This window comes from Deinococcus aerolatus (genome assembly GCF_014647055.1).
Taxonomy (GTDB): Bacteria; Deinococcota; Deinococci; order Deinococcales; family Deinococcaceae; genus Deinococcus; species Deinococcus aerolatus.
The window spans coordinates 175,840-197,193 of record NZ_BMOL01000004.1 but is presented as its reverse complement, the minus strand read 5'-3'; the positions used below and the strand labels follow the sequence as shown (position 1 = coordinate 197,193).

19 protein-coding genes and 1 tRNA gene are annotated in these 21,354 nt (G+C 66.7%); 8 read left to right on the top strand and 12 right to left on the bottom strand.

What is annotated here, in order from left to right; genetic code table 11:
- Positions 1-41 precede the first annotated feature (41 nt).
- The 3 genes from IEY31_RS06585 to IEY31_RS06575 all read right to left on the bottom strand — a co-directional run bounded on the left by IEY31_RS06585 (position 42) and on the right by IEY31_RS06575 (position 2,021).
- A complete protein-coding gene (locus IEY31_RS06585; protein WP_188970197.1) occupies positions 42-974 on the bottom strand; it encodes a proline dehydrogenase family protein in 933 nt (310 codons plus the stop codon).
- A 74-nt stretch (positions 975-1,048) separates the two neighbouring features.
- Positions 1,049-1,726, bottom strand: coding sequence for a GntR family transcriptional regulator (locus tag IEY31_RS06580; RefSeq protein WP_188970195.1), 678 nt, complete (start codon positions 1,724-1,726; stop codon positions 1,049-1,051).
- Positions 1,727-1,748: 22 nt separating this feature from the next.
- Positions 1,749-2,021 carry a hypothetical protein gene (locus IEY31_RS06575; protein ID WP_188970193.1) on the bottom strand — a complete coding sequence of 91 codons (273 nt, stop codon included), beginning with the start codon at positions 2,019-2,021 and terminating at the stop codon, positions 1,749-1,751.
- A gap of 78 nt (positions 2,022-2,099) precedes the next feature.
- On the opposite strand from IEY31_RS06575, the gene IEY31_RS06570 reads away from it, so the two are divergent.
- Positions 2,100-3,044, top strand: coding sequence for a DUF808 domain-containing protein (locus tag IEY31_RS06570; protein ID WP_188970191.1), 945 nt, complete (start codon positions 2,100-2,102; stop codon positions 3,042-3,044).
- Between the two features lie 87 nt (positions 3,045-3,131).
- On the opposite strand, the gene IEY31_RS06565 is transcribed toward IEY31_RS06570, so the two are convergent.
- Complete coding sequence (locus IEY31_RS06565) at positions 3,132-3,971, bottom strand: alpha/beta hydrolase (RefSeq protein WP_188970189.1); 840 nt, start codon at positions 3,969-3,971, stop codon at positions 3,132-3,134.
- 82 nt (positions 3,972-4,053) lie between these two features.
- On the opposite strand from IEY31_RS06565, the gene IEY31_RS06560 reads away from it, so the two are divergent.
- Positions 4,054-4,491 carry an OsmC family protein gene (locus tag IEY31_RS06560; protein WP_188970187.1) on the top strand — a complete coding sequence of 146 codons (438 nt, stop codon included), beginning with the start codon at positions 4,054-4,056 and terminating at the stop codon, positions 4,489-4,491.
- Between the two features lie 156 nt (positions 4,492-4,647).
- On the opposite strand, the gene IEY31_RS06555 is transcribed toward IEY31_RS06560, so the two are convergent.
- From IEY31_RS06555 to IEY31_RS06545, 3 genes are read right to left on the bottom strand one after another with little or no spacing between them, the layout of a single operon-like run.
- On the bottom strand, positions 4,648-5,415 hold the full coding sequence (locus IEY31_RS06555) for a hypothetical protein (RefSeq protein ID WP_229723367.1): 768 nt from the start codon (positions 5,413-5,415) through the stop codon (positions 4,648-4,650).
- On the bottom strand, positions 5,412-5,870 hold the full coding sequence (locus tag IEY31_RS06550; RefSeq protein ID WP_188970185.1) for a hypothetical protein: 459 nt from the start codon (positions 5,868-5,870) through the stop codon (positions 5,412-5,414). The genes IEY31_RS06555 and IEY31_RS06550 overlap by 4 nt, the downstream gene beginning before the upstream one ends.
- Positions 5,870-6,871: an Ig domain-containing protein gene (locus tag IEY31_RS06545; protein ID WP_188970183.1), complete on the bottom strand. Its 1,002-nt coding sequence runs from the start codon at positions 6,869-6,871 to the stop codon at positions 5,870-5,872. Before IEY31_RS06545 ends, IEY31_RS06550 begins: the two co-directional genes overlap by 1 nt.
- A gap of 205 nt (positions 6,872-7,076) precedes the next feature.
- On the opposite strand from IEY31_RS06545, the gene IEY31_RS06540 reads away from it, so the two are divergent.
- From IEY31_RS06540 to IEY31_RS06530, 3 genes are all read left to right on the top strand, one after another.
- Positions 7,077-7,385, top strand: coding sequence for a hypothetical protein (locus IEY31_RS06540; protein ID WP_188970181.1), 309 nt, complete (start codon positions 7,077-7,079; stop codon positions 7,383-7,385).
- A gap of 290 nt (positions 7,386-7,675) precedes the next feature.
- Entirely contained in the window at positions 7,676-10,597 is a 2,922-nt protein-coding gene (locus IEY31_RS06535) for an insulinase family protein (protein ID WP_188970179.1), read from the top strand.
- A gap of 166 nt (positions 10,598-10,763) precedes the next feature.
- Positions 10,764-11,513: a hypothetical protein gene (locus IEY31_RS06530; RefSeq protein ID WP_188970177.1), complete on the top strand. Its 750-nt coding sequence runs from the start codon at positions 10,764-10,766 to the stop codon at positions 11,511-11,513.
- A gap of 49 nt (positions 11,514-11,562) precedes the next feature.
- Here the strand turns inward: IEY31_RS06530 and IEY31_RS06525 are convergent.
- Positions 11,563-11,637: transfer RNA gene (locus IEY31_RS06525), tRNA-Asn, on the bottom strand.
- A 160-nt stretch (positions 11,638-11,797) separates the two neighbouring features.
- Complete coding sequence (locus tag IEY31_RS06520) at positions 11,798-13,636, bottom strand: ABC transporter ATP-binding protein (RefSeq protein ID WP_188970175.1); 1,839 nt, start codon at positions 13,634-13,636, stop codon at positions 11,798-11,800.
- A gap of 172 nt (positions 13,637-13,808) precedes the next feature.
- On the opposite strand from IEY31_RS06520, the gene IEY31_RS06515 reads away from it, so the two are divergent.
- Positions 13,809-14,531, top strand: a complete 723-nt coding sequence (locus IEY31_RS06515; protein ID WP_188970173.1) for a zinc ribbon domain-containing protein — start codon at positions 13,809-13,811, stop codon at positions 14,529-14,531.
- A gap of 166 nt (positions 14,532-14,697) precedes the next feature.
- Here IEY31_RS06515 and IEY31_RS06510 read toward each other — a convergent pair whose 3' ends face one another.
- Positions 14,698-15,666 (bottom strand): asparaginase, encoded by a 969-nt coding sequence (locus IEY31_RS06510; protein WP_373289122.1) that lies wholly within the window; start codon positions 15,664-15,666, stop codon positions 14,698-14,700.
- 103 nt (positions 15,667-15,769) lie between these two features.
- On the opposite strand from IEY31_RS06510, the gene glmU reads away from it, so the two are divergent.
- Positions 15,770-17,218, top strand: a complete 1,449-nt coding sequence (gene glmU / locus IEY31_RS06505) for a bifunctional UDP-N-acetylglucosamine diphosphorylase/glucosamine-1-phosphate N-acetyltransferase GlmU (protein ID WP_188970169.1) — start codon at positions 15,770-15,772, stop codon at positions 17,216-17,218.
- A 78-nt stretch (positions 17,219-17,296) separates the two neighbouring features.
- Here the strand turns inward: glmU and folE are convergent, their stop codons facing one another.
- Positions 17,297-17,926, bottom strand: coding sequence for a GTP cyclohydrolase I FolE (gene folE / locus IEY31_RS06500; RefSeq protein ID WP_188970167.1), 630 nt, complete (start codon positions 17,924-17,926; stop codon positions 17,297-17,299).
- Positions 17,927-18,085: 159 nt separating this feature from the next.
- On the opposite strand from folE, the gene IEY31_RS06495 reads away from it, so the two are divergent.
- Positions 18,086-19,120: a DsbA family protein gene (locus IEY31_RS06495; protein WP_188970165.1), complete on the top strand. Its 1,035-nt coding sequence runs from the start codon at positions 18,086-18,088 to the stop codon at positions 19,118-19,120.
- A gap of 84 nt (positions 19,121-19,204) precedes the next feature.
- On the opposite strand, the gene thrS is transcribed toward IEY31_RS06495, so the two are convergent.
- Positions 19,205-21,154: a threonine--tRNA ligase gene (thrS, locus tag IEY31_RS06490; protein WP_188970163.1), complete on the bottom strand. Its 1,950-nt coding sequence runs from the start codon at positions 21,152-21,154 to the stop codon at positions 19,205-19,207.
- Positions 21,155-21,354: the final 200 nt, after the last annotated feature.

Genomic DNA, 21,354 nt, shown 5'->3' with positions numbered 1-21,354 from the left:
GGGTGTGAAGTAAGTGGAGTGGGCGGGCAACCGGGCGGGAGCTAGCCCTTAAGCATGCCGCGCAGAACGAACATCACATTGGCGGGACGCTCGGCAATCCGGCGCGAGAAGTACGGGTACCAGTCGCGCCCGTAGGGGATGTAGGCGCGGACCCGGTAGCCCGCCGCCGCCAGTTCGCGCTGCAGGTCACGGCGCACGCCGTACAGCATCTGAAATTCGTAGGCGTCCTTCTCGATGCCGTGCGCCAGCGCATAGTGCTTGACGTCCTCAATGATGCTCTCGTCGTGGGTCGCCACGTTCACATAGTTGCCGGCGGCCATGTGCGCGTAGACCAGCTTGCGGTAACTGGCGTCCACATCGGCCTTGTCGGGCATGGCGACGCTCTCGGGTTCCAGGTACGCGCCCTTGACGATGCGCAGGTTGGGCTTCAGGTCATCCAGGCTGGCGCGGTCGGCCTCGGTGCGGTACAGGTAGCTCTGAAGCACCGTGCCGACGTGCTGGGTCCCGAACTCCTGCGCCAGCGTGCGAAACTGGGACAGGGTCTGGTCCACACGCGGGTGGTCTTCCATGTCCAGGCAGATAAAACCGCCGTACCCTTTGGCCTTGCCCACAATCCGGCGGGCGTTGGTCAGGCCCAGATCCTGGCCGTCCACCGTCTGACCCTGGCCCACGGCGGACAGCTTGACGCTGGCGTAGGGCATGATGCCGGCGGCGTGCGCGGCGTCCAGCAGGTGCAACACCTTGTCGGCAAACTCATTGGCCTTGTCCGGCGAGGCCACGAACTCGCCCAGCAGATCGAGGTTGCCCAGGATCCCCTCGGTCTGAAGCTCTTTCACGGCGGCAATCGCGCCGTCGACCTCTTCCCCGGCCACGAAGCGCTGCGCCAGGCCCCAGCCCTGCTTGCGGACGATGTTTTCCACGAACTTCTGCCCCGAAACGGTCAGGACGGCCTTGCGGTAGATCTGGTCAATCATGGAAAACTCCTTGGGAGGTCTGAAGTTCTAGAGGAAAAGGGACAAAAAGAAGAAGGGACAAAGAGAAAGGGCGCTCAGGCACCGGCCCCCAGTTCTTGCATCACCAGCGTGCCGAAGGTGCGGACATGCAGGCGGGCAGCCTCGCGGGCGGCCCCCGCGTCGCGGTCCAGCACGGCACGGAGGATCGCGGCGTGCTGGGCCGCCGTGTCGGGGTGGGCGTTGTAGGTGCGGGTCTGGTGCTTGATTAAAGCCACGCGCTGCTCCAGATCGCGTGCCAGATCGCTCAGTGTGGCGTTGTGGGCGGCCACGGTAATGGCGCGGTGGAACTGGAGGTCCAGACGGGTCTGCTGGCGGTAATCCTGCGACTGCGAGGCGTTCACAGCGTCCAGCGCGGCCCGCAATGTTGCAGCATCGGCAGGGCTGTGGGCGGCGGCGGCCAGGGCGGCGGCCAGACCGTCGAGTTCCTCACGCACGGTGTAGGTGTCCCGCGCCTCCTGGGCCGTGACGGTGCGGACACGCACGCCCTTGTTGGCCTCGGCCACCAGCAGGCCATCCTGGGTCAGGCGCATGATCGCTTCCCGAATGGGGGTGCGGGACACGCCCAGGCGCTCGCCCAGTTCCACCTCACCAATGCGCCCACCGGGAGCGATCTCGCCGTCCAGCACAGCGCGGCGCAGATGCTCGTACACCCCATCACGCACCAGCACGGGCCGCGCGAAAGCGGCAGGCGTGGGCTGTTCGGAAAGGGTCATATGGATATTGTATACAATATTCTTAGATTCGGGATGAGGGCAGCTGCAGGGGAATGGCCTCTTTCTCATGCTCTCGGAGGATGTTGGTCCGGCTGGCAGCCAGCGCGCGTACCCCACCAGCGTGCACAGAAACAGCAGGGTGGACCTGAGAGAGCAGCATGTGCATGCAGCCGTTGGCGCCGCTCAGGACGAAGGCCGCCAGGATGCCCCGCATCGGTTTCAGCTTGTTCCAGAAGGATTCCATAAGGGGAATGGGGACAGCGTGGGTTGTTCCGGCAGCCGTCAGCGGCCCCATCCTTGATAAGGTCGGCGAACTGATGAGCGCCTGTCTTCTTTCCGCCACCACCGAAGCGCCGTGCCTGAGGTGCCTGCCATGAGCGGCCTGGTGGCCCTGCTGGACGACGTGGCGGCCCTGGCCAAACTGGCCGCCGCCTCAGTGGACGACATCGGTGCGGCAGCGGGCCGGGCGGGCGTCAAGGCCATGGGCATCGTGGTGGATGACACGGCGGTGACGCCGCGCTACGTGACCGGCTTTACCCCCGAACGCGAGCTTCCCATCATCTGGCGCATCGCCAAGGGCTCGCTGAAGAACAAGATCGTGTTTATCCTGCCCGCCGCGCTGCTGCTGAGCCAGTTTCTGCCGTGGGCACTCAATCCGCTGCTGATGCTGGGCGGGGCATACCTGTGTTTCGAGGGGGCTGAAAAGGTCTACGAGGCGATCTGGGGCCACCACGAGGACGGTGCCGAGCAGGTCATCAAGCTGACCAGCACCGCCCATGAGGAAAAGATGGTCGCGGGCGCGATCCGCACCGATTTCATCCTGTCGGCGGAGATCATGGCGATCTCGCTGGCCGAGGTGGCCACGCAGCCCCTGTTCTCACGTGCCCTGATTCTGGTGCTGGTGGCCCTGATGATCACGGCGCTGGTCTACGGCGTGGTGGGCCTGATCGTGAAAACTGACGATTTTGGCCTGAAGCTGGCCCAAAGCGGTTCGGGTGTGGCGCAGGCCATCGGGCGCGGGCTGGTCAAGGGCATGCCCATGGTCATGTCGGCGCTGTCGGTGATCGGCACGGCGGCCATGCTGTGGGTGGGCGGCCACATCATCATCGACGGTCTGGACAAGTTCGGGCTGACCTGGCCCGCCCACACCCTGCACGATCTGGCGCTGGCGGCGGGCCACGCCATCCCCTTTGCAGAGGGCGTGGTGGAGTGGCTGGTGGACACGCTGGGGTCTGCCCTGGTGGGTCTCCTGCTGGGGGGGATCATCGTGGCTGCGCTGCACCTGAGGCCCGCGAAGAAGGAAGCAGCAAGCCACTGAGCGCACGGCACACGCCGCACCTGAAACACAGCCAAGGCGGGACAAGACAGCGGGGGCGAGGTCTGAAGCCGCCCCCATCCCTGCGGCTCAGGAGCGTTGCAGCAGCCACGCCACCAGCGCCGCCCGGATGTCATCGCGCGGCTCATCGTTCAGCAGTTCGTGGTAGCCGCCTTCCTGCATGATCAGGGTCTTGTCTGGACTGGCAATCGTGTCGAAAAAACGCTGGCTGCCCGCCGGATTGGTGATGGTATCCGCCGAGCCGTGAGTGACCAGCGTGGGCAGCGTCCAGCCGGGGTACCCGGCCCACAAACGCCCGCTCAGGCCCAGCATGGTGGCGGCGGTCAGGGCACGCACCTTGCCGTGGTAGATCAACTCGTCGGCCTTGTAGGCAGCCACTTCCCCGGTCAGGCGCGACAGACCGTCCGTGTCCAGATCGCTGACCGGGGCGGCAGGGGCCACCCTGGCCAGCAGCGGCGCCAGCCTCCGGAGCAGCGCCGGCTCCTTTTGGCCCACCAGCAATGCCGGGCTGGACAGAATTACCCCAGCCAGCCCGCGCGGATCACGCGACGCGCTGGCTGCCGTGACCAACCCCCCCATGCTGTGGCCGAAGGCAAACAGCGGCAGCGCGGCGTCGTCGCCGGAACGCTCACGCAGCGCCTGACGGGCCTTGAGATGGTCCTGTACCAGCACGTTCAGGTCCACCACCGCGCGCGGCCCCTGCGAATGGCCGTGGCCGCGCTGATCGTAGGCGTACACGGTAAAGCCGTTGCCGGTCAACGTGGGAATCAGGGCGTGGTAGTGCTCCACGTAGCGGGCGGCGTACTCGCCGACCCCGTGCGAGAGCAGCACCGCGCCGCGTGGGTTTGATGCTGGCCAGACGTACCCGCTGACCGGCGCGCCCGGCACCATCCATTCCTGGGAATTCATGGCCCGGAGTGTAGCGCCGCCATAAAGCGTGCGTGAACCCGCGTCATCACGGCCACACACCTGGGCACGGCAGACTGGGCGCATGGCAGATATTGCGAGAAAGGCGAATGCCCAGTGGATGGGCGACCTCAAGGGTGGCAAGGGCAACATCAGCACCGAGAGCGGCACGGTCAAGGACGCGCAGTATTCGTTCGGCACGCGCTTCGAGAACGGCACCGGCACCAACCCGGAAGAGCTGCTGGCCGCCGCGCACGCGGGCTGCTTTACCATGCAGCTGTGTGCCATTCTGGCCGGGCACGGCCATGATCCGCAGGACGTGCGGACCGAGGCCACCTGCGAGATGGTCAAGGACGGCGCAGGCTTCAAGGTCAGCGCCATGCGCCTGAACGTGCGCGGCAAGGTGGGCAACATCGATCAGGCCGAATTCGACAAGCACGTGGCCCAGGCCGCCCAGTCATGCCCCCTGAGCAAAGTCATGCAGGGCAACGTGGAAATCACCCACGAGGCTGTGCTGGAGTAAGAAACAAACCACGAACATCAGCGCCCCGCTTCGGCTGGGGCGCTTTTTATGTTCTGCAATATCCTGGCACTGCTCATGGCAGAGGCGGAGCAGTTGAATGCGGAGCATAGGGGGCGCTGGACTCAACCCCTAGCTAACCCCCGCACTCCAGCAGCCTTAAGGCTGCTTCGGCGGCGCCGGGTCAGTGGGCGGAGTTGGCACGGGAGGGAACGGGGCGGGTGGCGTGACAGGGGCCGGGTCCGCTGGCGGCGTGGCCGGAGGCGTCGTGGGCGGTGTCGTGCCAGGAGCCACCGGCGTGGGCGTGGTGCCGGGCTTCTCCGCGTCGCCCGGCTTCGTCTCAGCTGGCTTCTCCTGGGCGGGCACTGGCTCCGGCTCCGGCGTGGGCTTGTACTGACTGCTGAAGATCCGCAGGTCCGCGTCGTCCACCTTGCGGTCCTGGTTCAGGTCACCCACCGAGTTGGCCTTGCCGTAGTTCTCCATCAGGATCGCCAAGTCTTTCAGGTCAATCTTGCCGTCGCCGTTCAGGTCCGCGCCGCTCAGGCGGGTGCGGGCCGCCTCGGCGGTCCACTCCTTGAAACCCAGCTCACGGGCCAGTTCCTGCTGCACGGCCTGCTCCAATGGCAGCGGGCCAGCCGGATTGAACTCGATGCGCCGCGCCCCGGCCACCGTGACCACGCGGGCCGCCACGTCGGGGTTAAACGGCGCGGCGCTGCTGCCCGCGCCGCCCAGGGTCAGCACGGTGCCGCTGCCGCTGTCCAGCGTGACCGGCAGTTCTTTCGTGCTGATCGCGCCCAGGGCCGCCTGCACGGCGCGGGTCAGGGCCTCGCCCTGCGGCTGCAGCTTGACGCTAGCGGCGTCGGCCACGCCCAGGGCGGCACCCAGCAGCACGATTCCCAGGGAACGCAGACAGTTCAGGCGCTTCATTTGGCCTCCAGCGCGGCGCGGATGGCGTCCCGTAGCCTTGCAGGATCGGTGATTGGCATTTTGGCATCGCCCACCGCAACCTTACCGTCAGTGACCGGGTACAGTCCCTGGTTGAAGCCCACCAGCGGGCTGTCCTGCTTGCGGATATACAGCAGCGCAAAGACTTCCTGTCCACTCTTCAGTTCCGGCAGATCTGCCAGGCCCTGAAGAAAGAACAACGCGGGCTTGCCGTCGTTCTGGGGCAGGCGGGCGGCGTCGCCGGTGATGGTCTCGGCCACCGTTAGCGGGTAGGCCAGATACGTGACCTCGCCCTCCTTGACGCTGACCGCCGCGCCCAGCGTGCCGCGCACAATGACTTCGGCCTTCTTGACCTGATGCGCCAGCGTCAGCGGCGGCGCGGTGGTGGCCCATGCCGTGCCCGCAAGAAGGGCGGCCAGCAGTACCCTGCGGCGCATCACAGCGGTCCCTCCCTGTTCAGGAACGCACCGGGTGGAGCCGGGTTGGGCGGCTTGGGGGGCTCGATAACCTGCCCTGGAGGTGCACCGGGCACGTCGATGGGGGGGGTCTGGGGTGGTGTCGGCGTTGTCTCCGTCGGGGGGGTCGGAGTAGGGGCCGTATCCGCCGGTGTCGTTTGCGCCGGGGCCGGGGTGGGAGCTGTTTCGGCTGCCCCGGACGGCTTCGCGTCCTCCTGGGCCTCAGCCGCTTTGGGCGTTTCGGTCATGACGGTGCCGGCCATGGTCCGGCCGGCCAGCAGCTTGCCGGTCCCGTCGCGGGCCTCATAACCCAGCCTGGTGGCGTTCAGCGTGGCGGGCTTGGCCGGCTTAACGCTGATCAGGGCCACCTGCACGCCGTTGCGCGGTACGGTCTTGAAGCCCAGGTCCACCGTCAGCACCTGGCCCTGCTGCTGCCAGAACAGCACGCCGCTCTGCTCGGAGGCCTGCACGCGGGTTACGGTCACGCCTGTGGGCAGTTCCCAGTTCAGCCGGGCGGCCCGCACGTTCCGGGGCGCGGTGATGTTCACCGGAATGCGCGTCTCGCCGCGAATCTCGCCCGAGGGCAGTTTGGGGGCCAGTGACAGGGGCGGCAGGGTGTTCACGTTGACCGTGTATTCCTTGGCACGGGTGCTGAGGGTGGAGTCGGTCACTTCCAGCGTGAACCGGTAGGTGCCGGTGGTGGTGGGCGTACCGCTCAGCTGCTGCCCATTGAGCTTGACGCCGGGGGGCAAGGTGCCGCTCGTGACCCTCATGCTGTACGGCCCCGCGCCGCCGGAGACGCTCAGGTTGGCGGTATAGGACTCGCCCTGATACATCACGGGCAACCCGGCGGCATTGTCGGCAAAATACAGGATGTCCCGGCCGCTGCTGGTGGAGGTGCCGGTGACCGGCTGACCGCATCCGGCCACGGCGAGGCTCAGCGCCAGGGCCAGGGCGGGCCACGTTGTGCGAACTCGCTTCATGTCTGTCAGTTTACGCGCCGCGCCGTGGCAGTCCGGTGAGTTTGCCGTGATGTGCCAGGAGACGGCGGGTGGGAAGGCACCGGAGTTCTGGATCCCACCGGGACCGCCCCGACGCTGGCCCCTCGGTTTTCGCTCTACCCTCGGCTGCCAGACCCACATCCACACACGGGCGGCCTCAGCACCGCATTGCCATTGATCGGACGCGATGAGGACTTCCTTTCCTGGGGGTCTTTCTTTCCTGGGGGTCTTTCCGCCCATCCGGGCTGCCCTGGCAGGCGTCGGGGTGGGCGGGACGAGTGCGGCCTTGCGGGCCTGCGTCGCCAGGGAAGCGGGAACAGCCCACGGCCGGGTGGTCTTCATCGTGGCCGGGCCGCTGTTTGGGCTGGTGGAAACCGGAACGTTTCTGAGCGCTCCGGCCACGGCGCAGGCGACAGTCTCGGCCTTTGTCCGGGGGCTGCGTCAGAAGCATCCGGGGCGGGCCTCACGCTGTCCAGCACGCATCTGCGGTGGCTGAAGCGCTTCTTCCGGGAGGCCGACGCGGCTCTGCACCTGTTTGATCCGGCGGCCGGGGTGATCGCCCGGTTCGCGCCGCTCGCCACCCCTGGGTGCAGAGTCCTGGTGACGCTGGGCACCAAGAGCCGCAAGCATCCATTCGCCTACTTTCAGGCCCTGCTGGGCCACCTTGCGCTGGACCTTCATCCGCGTGTCGTGCGCCTCTGAGGGGACGGCCCTGGCCCGGAGTGCGCAGCGCACTTGGGCGCGTGAGCCACGGTCTGTGCCGCCCCATGCTCTAAAATCCCTGGCATGACCACTGCTGCTTCCACTCTGCCCAGCCTGCCCGGCGTGGGTGACCGTCTGGGCCGTTACACCGTTAACCGCGTTGAAGAGCTGCCCGAAATGCAGGGCTGGCTGGTCCTGCTGACCCATGAGAACGGGGCGCGGCATGCCCACGTGGTCCGCGATGACGACAACAGCGCCTTTGGCGTAACCTTTCCCACCGTGCCGCGCGACAGCACCGGCGTGGCGCATATCCTGGAACACATTGTCCTGATGGGCAGCCAGAAGTACCCGGTCCCGGACCCGTTTTTTGCCATGCTGCCGCGCAGCCTGAACACCTTCATGAACGCGATGACCAGCAACGACTGGACCACCTATCCGTTTTCCACCCGCAACGAGAAGGATTATTTCAATCTGCTGGGCGTGTATCTGGACGCCACCTTTTTCCCGCTGATGCGCTACGAGAGCTTCCGGCAGGACGGCCACCGCTTCGAGTTCGAGACGCCCGACGATCCCAGCACCGAGCTGAAATTGCAGGGCGTGGTCTACAACGAGATGAAGGGGGCCATGGCCGCTCCCGGCGCGGTGATGTGGCGGGCCTTCGGCAAGGCGCTGTTTCCGGACCTGACCTACGCCAACAATTCCGGCGGGGCGCCCAGCGACATTCCGGCACTGACCTACGACAACCTGCGGGCCTTTCACGCCGCGCATTACCACCCCAGCAACGCCTTTTTCTACACCTACGGCAAGCTGCCCCTCCCGCGCATCCTGGACGAGATCGAGTCGCACGTGATGTCGCGCTTCCAGGCCCAGACGCTGGACGTGAGCATTCCCGATCAGACGCCGTTCACTGAACCGCGCCAGGAGCGCGTGACCTACCCCGGCAGCGACACCGAGCGCGGCACCCAGGTCAGCGTGATGTGGAAGCTGGGATTGAGCAACGACGCCGACGCCAACCTGCGCTGGAGCGTCCTGAGCGATGTGCTGCTGGGCAACGCCGGTGCGCCGCTGACCCGCCCGCTGATCGACTCGAGCCTGGGCAGCGCCCTGGCGGACCTGACCGGCTACCGCGACTCGTTCCGCGAGGGGGCCTTCGCGGTGGGCCTCAAGGGGCTGGGCGCGGGCAAAGTCGAGGAGGTTCAGGCGCTGGTGCTGGACACCCTCAAGGCCATCGTGGACGCGGGCATTGACCCCGCGCTGATCGAGAGCAGCCTGCACCAGTTCGAGATCGGGCAAAAGGAGGTCAGCAACTCCGGCTTTCCCTACGCGCTGGGCGTGATGTTCCGCCTGCTGGGGCCGTGGCTATACGGCGGCGACCCGCTGACCGGGCTGCGGCTGGACACCCAGCTGGAGCGGCTGCGGGCCGACCTGACGGCGGGTCAGGTGTTCGAGCCGATGCTGCAGCGTGAACTGCTGGACAACCCCCACCGCGTCACGCTGGAACTGGCCCCCGATCCCGAACTGGTCACCCACATGGCCGAGCAGGAGCGCGAGCTGGTGGGGCGCCTCAGTGCCAACTTCAGCGACGAGGACCGCGCCCGCATCGTGGCCGAGAGCCTGCGGCTCAAGGAATTGCAGGCGCAGGAGAGTGACCCCAACGTGCTGCCGACGCTGGCCCTGTCCGATGTGCCGGCCAGCATTCCCCCGGTGCCGTACAGCACCGAGCAGGCGGGCCGCGCCGTGATTGCCCGCGTGCCGCAGCCCACCGGCGGCCTGACGTACCTGGACGTGCAGGTAAGACTGCCGGAACTGCCGGACGACCTGCTGGACGTGCTGCCCCTGTACACCTTCGCCGTGACCAAGAGCGGCGCGGCAGGCCAGGATTACGTGGCCCTAAGCCGCCGCATCGAGGCTGTGACCGGCGGCGTCAGCGCCAGCGCCAGCAGCGGCGTGCGCCCGGATGACCTGCACCGGCTGCGGCTGGCCGTGTCGTTCAGCGGCAAGGCGCTGGCCCGCAACGGCGCGGCGCTGGTGGAAGTGATGCGCGACATCATCTCTGCCCCCGAATTCACCTGCGAGCGGCTGGAGCAACTGCTCAAGCAGCGTCTGGCCGGGCTCAAGGCCAGCGTGGTCAATTCCGGCAACGCGTATGCCGAGCGTCTGGCCGCCGCGCAGGTCAGCCCCGCCGCCGCCATCGGCGAAACCTGGGGCGGCCTGAGCGGACTGGGACGCCTCAAGCAGATCGTGGAAGACGGCGGTCTGGACGACCTGCTGGAACGCTTCGGGCGCATCCATACGCTGCTGCTTTCCGGCCAGCCGGTGCTGTGCCTGACCGCCACCGAGGACGACCTGACGCTGGACCTGATGCCGCTGACGACCCTGTTCACCGGGGACGCCGCAGTCGGCCGCCCGCAGCCGCAGTTGCATGACGGCGGCCCGCAGGCGCGCGTGACCGATTCGCCGGTGGCGTTCAACGCGGTGGCCTTCGAGACGGTGCCGTACACCCACCCCAACAGCCCGGCGCTGCTGGTGCTGGCCCGCCTGCTGAGAAGCGAGTACCTGCTCAAGGAGCTCCGCGAGAAGGGCGGCGCATACGGCGGCAACGCGTCGTTTGACCCGCGCGAGGGCGTGTTCGCCATGTCCAGCTACCGCGACCCCCATATTGCCCGCACCTACCGGGTGTTCCGCGACGCCCGCGCCTTTCTGAACACCGCGCCGGGCCAGCGCGAAATCACCGAGGCGGTCCTGTCGGCCAGCAAGACCCTGGACCCGCTGACCAGCCCGGACACCGTGGGCCGCCTGCGCTTCTTCGGTGATCAGGCGGGCTTCACGCCGGACGTGCAGGAGGCCTATAAGGCGCGGCTGCTGGCGGTCACCGCAGCGGACCTCAAACGCGTCATGGACACCTACCTGACCCCGGAGCGCGCCGCCTACGCCCTGGTGGCCGGACGTGATCCCAACACCGAGGTGCAGGAACTGGGCCTGAAGTTCAGCGTGCAGTCCATCTGACGCCTCACCGGGGACAGGGCAGGGAGAGGGGCCGCCTCTTCCCTGCTCTGTTTCTGATTGCCCTGTTTCTGATCCACCTGTCCTGATTCAACAGTGAGAGAAACGCACGGGCAGCCTGAATGCAAGCGGGATTCCTTTCGCCAGCCGAGGTGTCAGGCTATGGAGCATGTTCAATCAAACCAACCTGAAACGGCCCGCCGCCTCTTTCGCCGCCGTCATCGGCCTGAGTCTGCTGCTGAGCGCCTGCGGGGGCGGCACCGTGACACCTGAACCCCAGCCGGATCCAAAGCCCGCGGAACCTGTTCCGAACGGACAGATTGCGTTGATCAAGGGGCAAATAACACCGTTCACGGCGGGCGAGGCCAGCAGCGTGAACAAACGAGAACTCGAAATTCCCGCCCCGGTGGATGCCACAGGCAAATTTGATCTGAACTTACCAAACACAGCAGCTATGACAAGCGCGAAAGCGAACCTGCTGTTCTCGGTTAGAGATCCCAATGCAAGCGTTTTTGGACTGTGTAAGGACGTCGTCACTGACGCCCCAGCCGATCTCCGGGTCTATCCAATCAACTTCTTGCGGACAGACAAGGATGACATGATCATCGCTCAACTCACAGCAACCAAAGCGAGCGCCACCCATTTCAAGTCGTGGTGGTTCTCCAATATGGATATTACCTTCAAGTACAAGGGCGACTGCCTTGGCCTGGGTCAGATAGACACCACCATCACCCTCAAGAAGGGCTGGTCTGTGCTTAACACTGAGATTGACCCTGGTGTCAAAACAACCTATGCCGCCACAACAGCGCCGGTTTCTTATTCCCCCTGGGTGAAGACCACCGCCGCAGTGGGCGCACAGTCGCTGTCTATGAACATTTTCGAGCCCTGGAAGAACCTGCCGCAGTACCGCAACCGCTAGACCCTCACAGCAGCAAAAGCCCCCGCACTTGAGGCGGGGGCTTTTCTTGTGGCTCGGCAGGTAGGGGTCGAACCTACGACCATTCGATTAACAGTCGAACGCTCTGCCACTGAGCTACTGCCGAACAGGGTCTTTCTGTGATCCTGCACCCGAAAAAAGCGTCGGGGCGCAAGGTGGCGGGCCGTTTCCGGCGCGAGAAGGATAGTACCATCCCCCTTCACAACGTGCAAGCCCCAGCCTGGAAGCGCCGGCACCGGGCCACCCAGCCCTGAGCCATACCTGTCCTAGACCAGTTTGGCCTGCGCCTCCTGCTCGCGGCGGAATTGCAGCTCGTACAGGTCACGGTACAGCCCGCCTTGAGCCAGCAGCTCCGCGTGGGTGCCGTCCTCCACCATCTCCCCGGCGTTCATCACCAGGATGCGGTCCGCGTTGCGGATGGTACTCAGGCGGTGGGCGATCACGAAGGTGGTGCGGTGCTGCATCAGCCGTTCCAGGGCAGCCTGCACCAGCGCTTCGGATTCGTTGTCCAGGGCGCTGGTGGCTTCGTCCAGAATCAGGATGCGGGGATCCTTGAGAATGGCGCGGGCAATGGCAACGCGCTGGCGCTGCCCGCCCGACAGCTTGACGCCGCGCTCGCCCACCACGGTCTCATAGCCGTGTTCAAAGGCGCGGATGAAGTCGTGGGCATGGGCGGCAGTTGCGGCAGCCTCGACGTCCTGCGGTAAGGCGTCGGGGCGACCGTACAGGATGTTCTCGCGCACGGTGCCGGAGAACAGCAGCGTCTCCTGCGGCACCAGCCCGACCTGCGCCCGCAGGTCCGCCAGCGGGTACCCACGGACGTCGTGCCCGTCCACGCGCAGGGACCCGCCGGTCACATCCCAGAAGCGCGGGATCAGGTTGACAAAGGTGGTCTTGCCCGCGCCGCTGGGGCCGACGAGCGCGACCACCTGACCAGCGGGCACGTCCACATTGATGTGCCGCAGCACCGCCGCACCCTCGAAGGCGGACTGGCCGTCGTAGGTGAAGCTCACATCGCGGAACTCCACCCGGCCCTCGGCGCGGGCCAGCGGTAGCGGCGCGGCAGACGCGGGCAAGTCGCTGCGCTCGTCCAGCAGCTCAAAGATCCGGCCCGAGGCCCCCAGCGCCTCCTGAAACTGGTTGAAGATGCCGGTCAGCGCGGCCACTGTGCCGCCCACCTGCAGGGCGTAGATCAGGAAGGTGACCAGATTGCCGGGCGTCATGCTGCCGTTCATCACCTGCCGCCCGCCGTACCACAACACCACCGCCAGCGCCCCAAAGGTCAGGAAGCTCATGACGCCGCCCATCAGCGCCTGCAACCGGGCGCGGCGCAGCGCAGCCAGAAAGCTGACCAGGATGCCCTGACCGTAGCGGCCCCGTTCCACGTTCTCGGCGGTGAAACTCTGCACCACACGCACGCCGCTGATGGCCTCTTCGGCGCTGGCATTGGCGGCGGCCACGGCGTCTTGCACCTCACGGCTGACCTTGCGGATGCGCCGCCCAATGAAGATGGCCGTGCCGATGATCAGCGGAATCACTGCCAGGGTCAGCAGGCTCAGGCGGGCGCTGGTCAGGATCAGCAGAATCACGGCCCCGATCAGGCTGACCGACTGCGCCGCAAGCTGCGCCAGCGCCGTGCTGGTCACAGTCTGCACCGTGCCCACGTCGGCGGTCAGGCGGCTGGTCAGGTCGCCGGTCTTGTGGTCCCCGAAAAAGCGCGGCGACAGGGTCAGCAGGTGCGAGAACAGCGCGCGGCGCAGATCAGCCACCACGCCCGCCCCCACCCGCGACAGCAGGTACGACTGCGCCGCCCCGAACAGCGCCGACAGCGCAAAGATGCCCAGCAGCAGCAGCACCGTGCGGTCCAGCGGCCCGGTGTCGGTGCTGCCCACCTTCAGGAACGAGGCGTCGATCAGCCGTCCGAACAGCAGCGGAAACACCAGGCTCAGACCGCTGGAGACCAGGGTGGCCAGCATGCCGATGATGAAGATGACCCGGTAAGGCCGGGCATAGGCCAGCAACCGTACCAGTTGCCGGGGATCGCGTTTGGGCCGGGGCGCGTCGGGATCGTGGGCGGGGACGGAGCGTCCGGGGCGCGAGAACATGAACGCAGCGTACGCCTGTGCGCGGGGCCAGATGGCCGCCGGGGTGACCAGGCCCGCACAGGCCAGTCTTGCAGACGGGAGAGGCTCCAGCCGGTGCGTTGCCCATGCCAACGTCACGTTTTCTTGCCGGTCCGGAGTCGGCCCCGGCAATTGGGAGGTACACTGGCGGGTGATGACTGATCTTTCCCCCCTGCGCCGCCTGCACCGTGTCCAGGAACTTGACCTGGGCCTTGACCGTCTGCGCGACGAGGAACAGAATTTTCCCGATGACCTGCGGGCCGCCCGCGCCGAACAGGAACGCCTCAACAACGAGCTGGAAGACACTGAGATCACCCTGGAAGGCGTGGACCGGCGCGCGCGCCAGCAGGAACAGGACCTGAGCGGCACCCGCGAACAGATGGCCCGCGCCGCCGAGGAGCAGGAGAAGAACGCCTTCGACGCCCGCGCCCAGAGCCAGTACGGCAGCCGCATCCAGCAGCTTGGTGAACGCGCCGACGAGATGGAAGAGGATCTCGTGCCGCTGCGGGAGCGCCAGCGCGAGCTGAACGAACGCGCCGCCGACCTGCGCGCCCAGCACCGCGCCCTGCGTCCCAGCCTGAACGGCATGGAAGAAAAGGACGAGGCCCGCATCGAGAACCTGCGTGCCCAGGGCGAGGCGGACCGCCAGGAACGCGCCGGACTGGTCCGTGACCTGGACGCCCGCACCGTGCGCGAGTACGACATGATCCGCAAGGCCAAGAAGGGGCTGGGCGTGGTGGAGATCCGGGGCGGGCGCTGCACCGGCTGCAACGTGGTGTTGCCCGTCAACGTGCAGCAGAAGGCCGCGCTGGGCAAGCTGCCGCCCGTGAAATGCCCGTCATGCGGCCGCTTCCTGGTCCGGCTGGATCTGGAGTAGGGGGTTCAACTACGGGGACGGCGCAGCATCTGAACGCTGCGCCGTCCTCACCCTGACGCAACCCGTCCTGCTGCGGATTCGCGCGCTGGTATTGGCGTGCTTCTGCTGCTGGCCGGGGCCAACAGCGCGGGCCTGATTCGCATGCCGCCCGCGTCCTGAGCCCAAGCTAAAACCCCGCCTCGCCGAAGATCCGCCGGATCTCCTCCTTGCCCAGGCCCGATCCCAGCAGCGTCAGCAGCAGGATGCGGGCCTTGTGCGCGTTGAGGAAACTGGCGGGAATGGCCCCCGCCTGCACCAGCGTCGCGCCGCCGCCCGCGTAGCCGTACACCGGCAGCACCGGGCCGGCGTGGGTGCGGGTGGCGATGATCACGGGCTGCCGGGTCTTGGCGATCAGCGGCAGCAGTTCGGCCGGCAGGTTGCCGGTGCCCAGGGCGGCGATCACAATGCCGTCTGCTTCTGCCCGCGCCCCGGCGTACCCCTCGCCGCGCCAGCCCGCGTAGGCGTACAGGATGTCCACGCGGGCCTTCAGGCTATCCGGCGCGTAGGTCTGGCGCTGCTCCGGCGTGGCGAAGAAGCGGACGTGGGCCGCCGTCTCGGTGCGGTCAATCCGTCCGATGGGACCGGGGTAGCCGCCGAAGGCATCGACGGCGGTGGTGTGCACCTTGGTCACGGTCCGCGCGTCGAAGATGTCGCCCCCGAAGACCACCAGCGGGCCGCGCCCGGAACTGTGGGGATGCAGCGCCACCCCGGCGGCGTCCAGCAGGTTGGCCGGGCCGTCCCAGGACACCTCAGCCGCGTGGCGCATGCTGCCGGTCAGGACAACGGGCGTGGGGGTGCCCAGCAGCAGGTGCAGCGCAAAAGCCGTTTCCTCCAGCGTGTCGGTGCCGTGGGTCACGACGACGCCGTCATGGTCCGGCGCGAGCGCCGTGATCAGCCCGGCCAGCTCCAGCATGTGGGCGGGCGTGATGTGCGGGCTGGGCAGATTGAGGGGCTGGACGTCGTGGACCTCCACATCCGGCAGGCCCGTCAGGCTGGGGGCCTGCTGGGGGGTCAGGCCACGCCCGTCGGGGCTGGGACGACTGGCGATGGTGCCGCCGGTGTGAATCACCGCGAGACGCTTCCGGGAACGCTGCATACGGGGCATTGTGGGGCCTGACCTGCCCTCCGGGCCAGAGGTCTGTGCAGCGGCTGCTTCTGTCCCGGCGGCGTGCACTACACTGCCCCAAAGGTGAAATGACATGACTGGAAACAAACGTCCACTCGACGTGGTAATTCTTGCGGCGGGTCAGGGGACCCGCATGAACTCGGCGCTGCCCAAGGTGCTGCACCCGGTGGCGGGCCGCCCGATGGTGGCGTGGGCGGTGAAGGCGGCGCGCGAACTGGGCGCACGTAACGTGGTGGTGGTCACGGGGCACGGCGCCGAGCAGGTGGAGGCGGCCCTGGCGGGTCATGGGGTGGTCTTTGCCCGCCAGGAGCAGCGGCTGGGCACCGGCCACGCCTTTATTTGCGGCATCGACGCCCTGGAAGATCATGCGGGCGCCGACGTGCTGGTCCTGTACGGTGACACGCCAATGCTGCGCGCCGGGACGCTGGAGGCCATGCTCGAGGACCACCGCGGGCGGGGCAGCGCCCTGACCCTGCTGACCGGAGAATTGCCCGACGCCACCGGTTACGGGCGGATCATTCGCGACAGCCAAGGCGACGTGGTCCGCATTGTGGAGCAGAAGGACGCCACGCGTGAAGAGGCACAGGTGGGGGAATTCAACAGCGGCGTCTACCTGATGGACTCCCGTGCCGCCGAACTGGCCCACCGTATCAGCAACGACAACGCGGCGGGCGAGTACTACCTGACCGATCTGCTGGGTCTGTACCGCGCCGAGGGCGAGGCAGCCCACGCCTTCAAGCTCACGGACCCCGACGAGGTGATGGGGGCTAACGACCGCGCCGGGCTGGCGGAACTGGAAACGATCCTGCGCCGCCGCATCAATGCCGCGCACATGGCGGCCGGCGTCACGCTGCACGATCCCGACACCACCCGCATCGAGGACACCGTCACCCTGGGCCGCGACGTCACCCTGGAACCCGGCGTGATCCTGCGCGGCCAGACCCGACTGGCCAGCGGCGTGACCGTGGGGGCCTACAGCGTGGTCACCGACAGCGTGCTGGAGGCCGGGGTGGTGGTCAAGGCCCACAGCGTGCTGGAAGGCGCGCACGTCGGCGCGGGCAGCGACGTCGGCCCCTTTGCGCGGCTGCGGCCCGGCACCGTGCTGGGCACAGGCGTCCACATTGGTAACTTCGTGGAGACCAAAAACGCAAGGCTGGACGCTGGGGTCAAGGCCGGACACCTGGCCTACCTGGGTGACGTGCAGATCGGCGCGGAAACCAACGTCGGCGCGGGCACCATCGTCGCCAACTACGACGGCGTGAACAAGCACCCCAGCCACATCGGCGCGGGCGTCTTCATCGGTAGCAACAGCACCATCATCGCCCCGCGCACGGTGGGCGACGCCGCCTTCATTGCTGCCGGCAGCGCCGTCCACGACGACGTTCCCGAAGGCGCGATGGCGGTGGCCCGCGGCAAGCAGCGCAACCTGGAGGGCTGGTCCCGGCGCTACTGGGGCGGCATGCGGGACCGCGTACAGCAAAAGCTTCCGTGGCTGGCGGGCTGGCTGGAACGCCAGGGGTAAGGCACCCCAAGGAGGAAGGGCCTCGGCAAGATGTCGCGGCCCTTCCTCCTGTGGTGAATCTGTCCCCTCTCTTCTGCCTCAGCGGGCGCGCAAGGTGGTCTGCACCGCACTCATGAACTCGCCGCGGGTGCGGGGGTCATCCCGGAACACGCCGCGCATGGCGCTGGTTGTGGTGGATGAATTCTGCTTCTGCACGCCGCGCATCGCCATACACAGGTGCGTGCCTTCCATCATGACGGCCACGCCTTTGGGGTCCAGCAGTTCCTGCACGGCGTCGGCGAGTTGCGTGGTGATGCGCTCCTGAACCTGCAGGCGGCGCGAATACAGGTCCACAATTCGCGCAAACTTGCTCAGGCCCAGAATCTTGTTTTCGGGAATGTAGGCGATGTGCGCGCGTCCGTAAAAAGGCAGCATGTGGTGCTCGCACATGGAGTAGAACTCGATGTCCTTGACAATCACCATCTCGCTGCCCTCGGCCTCGAAGACGGCGTTTCCGGCGGCCTCCTCCAGCGTCATGCGGTAGCCGTCGGTCAGGAAATTCCAGGCCTTGGCGACGCGGTGCGGGGTCTTGAGCAGCCCCTCGCGCTGCGGGTCCTCGCCGACGGCGGCCAGCCACTGCCCCGTCAGGGCGCTCAGACCGGGCAATTCCAGTTCCTCCTGCATAAAAGGATCGGCAGCGAGATCGGCGGCAGGGACGTTCGTGGTCATCGGGCCAGTATGGGGGCACAGCCCCTGGCCTGAACGTAACTTTGGTTAAAAGAACAGCACAAACGCGCCCCAGTCGCGGCGCCATGCGGGGCAGCAGCGGACGTCCGGTGGCCTGCATTCTCGCCTCACGGTCCGGATGTGGACGGCTAGACTGACGCCGTGCGTTTTCCAGCCTCGGTCCGTCCCAGTTCCCTCCTCCGCTTCCCGCTGATCCTGCTGCTGGGGGCTGCGCTGCTGTATTCCAGCGCCGCGCAGGCGCAGCTGTGGCAGACGCCGCAGGTCACGGCAAAACAACCGATTCTCAAGGGCTTTGCCGCCACGGGCCATGTGTTCAGGAAGGGCGACACCGCCTTCACGCTGGACGTGGTGGCCGGGCGGGTGGTGGGCGTGCTGGTGGAAACGACAAACACCGCCGACCTGGCACGGGGCTTCGGCGTGGCCTGGGGCATGAGCGAGAAGGACCTGCCGGAACTGCAGAAAACCCTGTCCTCGCCTGACGTCCTGATCTCGGCCCTCCGGGGAATTGTCGAGACGACGGACCAGTCCGGCACCAGTCTCCTTGCGCTGCGGCGGGACGGCCTGCGCTGGAAGGCGTACCTGACGCTCAATGTCCTGCCGGAAAGCACCTTTCCCAGCAGCGCCAATGTCACCGGACAGGCCAGCGCTCCCAACGTCATTCATCTGATGAGCGACTTTCAGTGTCCGTTCTGTCAGGACCTGTGGCAGGGCGATCTGGCCCGCTGGCGCAAGCAGCCGGGACAGTACCGCGTCGTGTACCACCAGTTTCCGCTGGATTTTCACAAGAACGCCTTCGCTGCCGCTGAGGCATCCGAGTGCGCGGCGACGCAGGGGCAGTTCTGGCCGTACTCGGACCGCCTGTTCGAGCGCTTCAACCAGTGGACGCGCCTGAACACCACCCAGGCCACCGAGAAATTTGCCCTTTATGCCAAGGAGGGCGGGCTGGACATCGCCGCCTTCAAGACCTGCATGGGCCAGCACACCACCCAGGCCGAGATCAAACGGCAGATGGCGGGCCAGGAAGCAACCTTCGTGGACGGCACGCCGACGGTGTACCTGAACGGCATCAAGCTGCTGAAGCGCAGCGCGGAGGAGCAGAAAGCGGTCCTGGCCGTCACCCGCGCTACGCCCAGTGCCGGAGCCGTGATTGAGGGGCGACTCAAGGCGTTCCGGTAAACCACATGAGGAGGCCGCCCCGAGCCCCGGCAGGCGGCCTCTCCACTCTGCTGTTCAGCTTCCTGCTGTTCAGCTTCGCAGCCTCTAGCTGCGGCTGGTGTAGCGCTCCAGCAGTTCGGCCTTCAACTCGTCAAAAGACACGCCCTTGCGCTCCCGGTGGCCGTCGGGCCAGCGCTCGCGGGTGCTGACCTGCCGGGCCTCCTGCTCCTTGTCGCCCACCACCAGAATCATGGGAATCTTGGACAGTTCGGCGTTGCGGACCTTGGCCTGCATGCGGTTGCTGGAATCGTCCACCTCGGCGCGCAGACCAGCCCTGTGCAGCTCGGCGCGCAGTTCCTCGGCGTAGGCGTTGTGGCGGTCCGCGATGGGCACGATGGCGATCTGGCGTGGGGCCAGCCACAGCGGAAAATCCCCGGCGTAGTGCTCGATCAGGATGCCCACGAAGCGTTCCAGGCTACCGAAGGGGGCGCGGTGGATCATCACCGGGCGGTGGTCCTGGCCGTCCTCGCCCACGTAGGAGATGTCGAAGCGTTCGGGCAGGTTGTAGTCCACCTGGATGGTGCCCAGCTGCCACTCGCGGCCCAGCACGTCCTTGACCACGAAGTCCAGCTTGGGGCCGTAGAAAGCGGCGTCTCCCGGCTCAATGCTGTAGGGCAGGCCCACTTCCTCCACAGCCTGAATAATCTGGTCCTCGGCCAGCTGCCAGTTCGCGGCGTCGCCCACGTACTTGTCGTTCTCCGGGTCACGGGTGCCGACGCGGAAGCGCACGTCGTTCATGCCGAAGGTCCGCAGCACCAGCACCGTCAGGTCCAGCACGTCCAGGAACTCTTTTTTCAGCTGATCCGGGCGGCAGAAGATGTGGGCGTCGTCCTGCGTGAAGCCGCGCACCCGCGTCAGGCCGTTCAGCTCGCCGGACTGCTCGTAGCGGTATACCGTGCCGAACTCGGCCAGCCGCACCGGCAGATCGCGGTAGCTGCGCGGCTTGCTGTCGTAGATGCGGACGTGGTGCGGGCAGTTCATCGGCTTGAGCATGTACTGCTCGTCGTCCACCGTAATGGGCGAGAAGTTGCTGTCGCTGTAGTTCTGGTAGTGCCCGCTGGTCTTGTACAGTTCCAGGTTGCCGATGTTCGGCGTGATGACGCCCTGGTAGCCGCGCTGGAACTGCTGCTCCTTGAGGAAGGCCGCCAGTTCCTCGCGCAGCACCGTGCCGTTGGGCAGCCACAACGGCAGGCCCTTGCCCACCAGGGGATCGATGGTGAACAGTTCCAGCTCGCGGCCCAGCTTGCGGTGATCGCGGCGCTTGGCCTCCTCCAGCCGCTCCATGTACTCGTCCAGCTCCTTCTGGCTGGCGAAGGCCACCCCGTACACCCGCTGGAGAATCGGGTTCTTCTCGTTGCCGCGCCAGTACGCGCCGCTGGTGCTGGTCAGCTTGAAGGCGGTGGGCAGCCTGCCGGTGCTTGGGAAGTGCGGCCCCCGGCACAGGTCCACGTAGTCGCCCTGCTGGTACAGAGTGATCGGCTCGTTCTCCGGCAGGCCCTCGATCAGTTCCCTCTTGTAGGGATCGCCGGGGAACTGCGCCAGACCGTCGGCGCGGCTGACCTCGCGGCGCGAGAAGGGCAGGTTCCGGCCAATGATGTCGCGCATCAGCTTCTCGATCTCGGGCAGGTCTTCCTCGCGCAGCGGTTCGGGCAGATCAAAGTCCTGATACCAGCCGTTCTCGATGCTGGGGCCGACGCCGCGCTTGATGGCCTCTGCCGGGTAGCCCCTGGCGGCGTAGAACTCGCCCACCGCCTGACTCATGACGTGTCCCAGCGAGTGCCGGAAGACGCTCTGGGCCTGTCCCGGATTCTTCTTGGTGATCAGGCTGATCTCCGCGCCCTCCGGCAGCGGCGTGAACAGGTCAGTCAGCACGCCATTGGCGGTGGCGGCCAGGGCGTCCTGGGCCAGCCGGGGGCCAATGGCCTGTGCGGCGTCGAGGGCGGTGGCGCCCTGCGGTAATTCCAGTTGTTTTCCATCGGGAAGAGAAACGTGCATGGTTATAACTCCTTGGTTGAGCACAAAAAAGCCCGGTCTGCCGCGAGGTCAGCACAACGCCTGAAAACCGATAAAAGGCTTTCAGGCGCGTGGAGTTCGCGTATTCAGACCGGGGTGCTGGGGCATTCGCCGCCACACGACTGCCATCACCAGACCGGAGTGATGGGCGCGTGACTTCATGGGGCCATGTTAGCGGGTTG

Coding starts and splice junctions, on each gene's coding strand:
- IEY31_RS06570 (WP_188970191.1), top strand. CDS start 2,100: ATGAGCGGCCTGGTGGCCCTGCTGGACGACGTGGCGGCCCTGGCCAAA.
- IEY31_RS06575 (WP_188970193.1), bottom strand. CDS start 2,021: ATGGGGCCGCTGACGGCTGCCGGAACAACCCACGCTGTCCCCATTCCC.
- IEY31_RS06520 (WP_188970175.1), bottom strand. CDS start 13,636: ATGTTCTCGCGCCCCGGACGCTCCGTCCCCGCCCACGATCCCGACGCG.
- IEY31_RS06545 (WP_188970183.1), bottom strand. CDS start 6,871: ATGAAGCGAGTTCGCACAACGTGGCCCGCCCTGGCCCTGGCGCTGAGC.
- glmU (WP_188970169.1), top strand. CDS start 15,770: ATGACTGGAAACAAACGTCCACTCGACGTGGTAATTCTTGCGGCGGGT.
- IEY31_RS06565 (WP_188970189.1), bottom strand. CDS start 3,971: ATGAATTCCCAGGAATGGATGGTGCCGGGCGCGCCGGTCAGCGGGTAC.
- IEY31_RS06510 (WP_373289122.1), bottom strand. CDS start 15,666: ATGCAGCGTTCCCGGAAGCGTCTCGCGGTGATTCACACCGGCGGCACC.
- IEY31_RS06530 (WP_188970177.1), top strand. CDS start 10,764: ATGTTCAATCAAACCAACCTGAAACGGCCCGCCGCCTCTTTCGCCGCC.
- thrS (WP_188970163.1), bottom strand. CDS start 21,154: ATGCACGTTTCTCTTCCCGATGGAAAACAACTGGAATTACCGCAGGGC.
- IEY31_RS06540 (WP_188970181.1), top strand. CDS start 7,077: ATGAGGACTTCCTTTCCTGGGGGTCTTTCTTTCCTGGGGGTCTTTCCG.
- IEY31_RS06560 (WP_188970187.1), top strand. CDS start 4,054: ATGGCAGATATTGCGAGAAAGGCGAATGCCCAGTGGATGGGCGACCTC.
- IEY31_RS06580 (WP_188970195.1), bottom strand. CDS start 1,726: ATGACCCTTTCCGAACAGCCCACGCCTGCCGCTTTCGCGCGGCCCGTG.
- IEY31_RS06550 (WP_188970185.1), bottom strand. CDS start 5,870: ATGCGCCGCAGGGTACTGCTGGCCGCCCTTCTTGCGGGCACGGCATGG.
- IEY31_RS06515 (WP_188970173.1), top strand. CDS start 13,809: ATGACTGATCTTTCCCCCCTGCGCCGCCTGCACCGTGTCCAGGAACTT.
- IEY31_RS06585 (WP_188970197.1), bottom strand. CDS start 974: ATGATTGACCAGATCTACCGCAAGGCCGTCCTGACCGTTTCGGGGCAG.
- folE (WP_188970167.1), bottom strand. CDS start 17,926: ATGACCACGAACGTCCCTGCCGCCGATCTCGCTGCCGATCCTTTTATG.
- IEY31_RS06535 (WP_188970179.1), top strand. CDS start 7,676: ATGACCACTGCTGCTTCCACTCTGCCCAGCCTGCCCGGCGTGGGTGAC.
- IEY31_RS06555 (WP_229723367.1), bottom strand. CDS start 5,415: ATGAAGCGCCTGAACTGTCTGCGTTCCCTGGGAATCGTGCTGCTGGGT.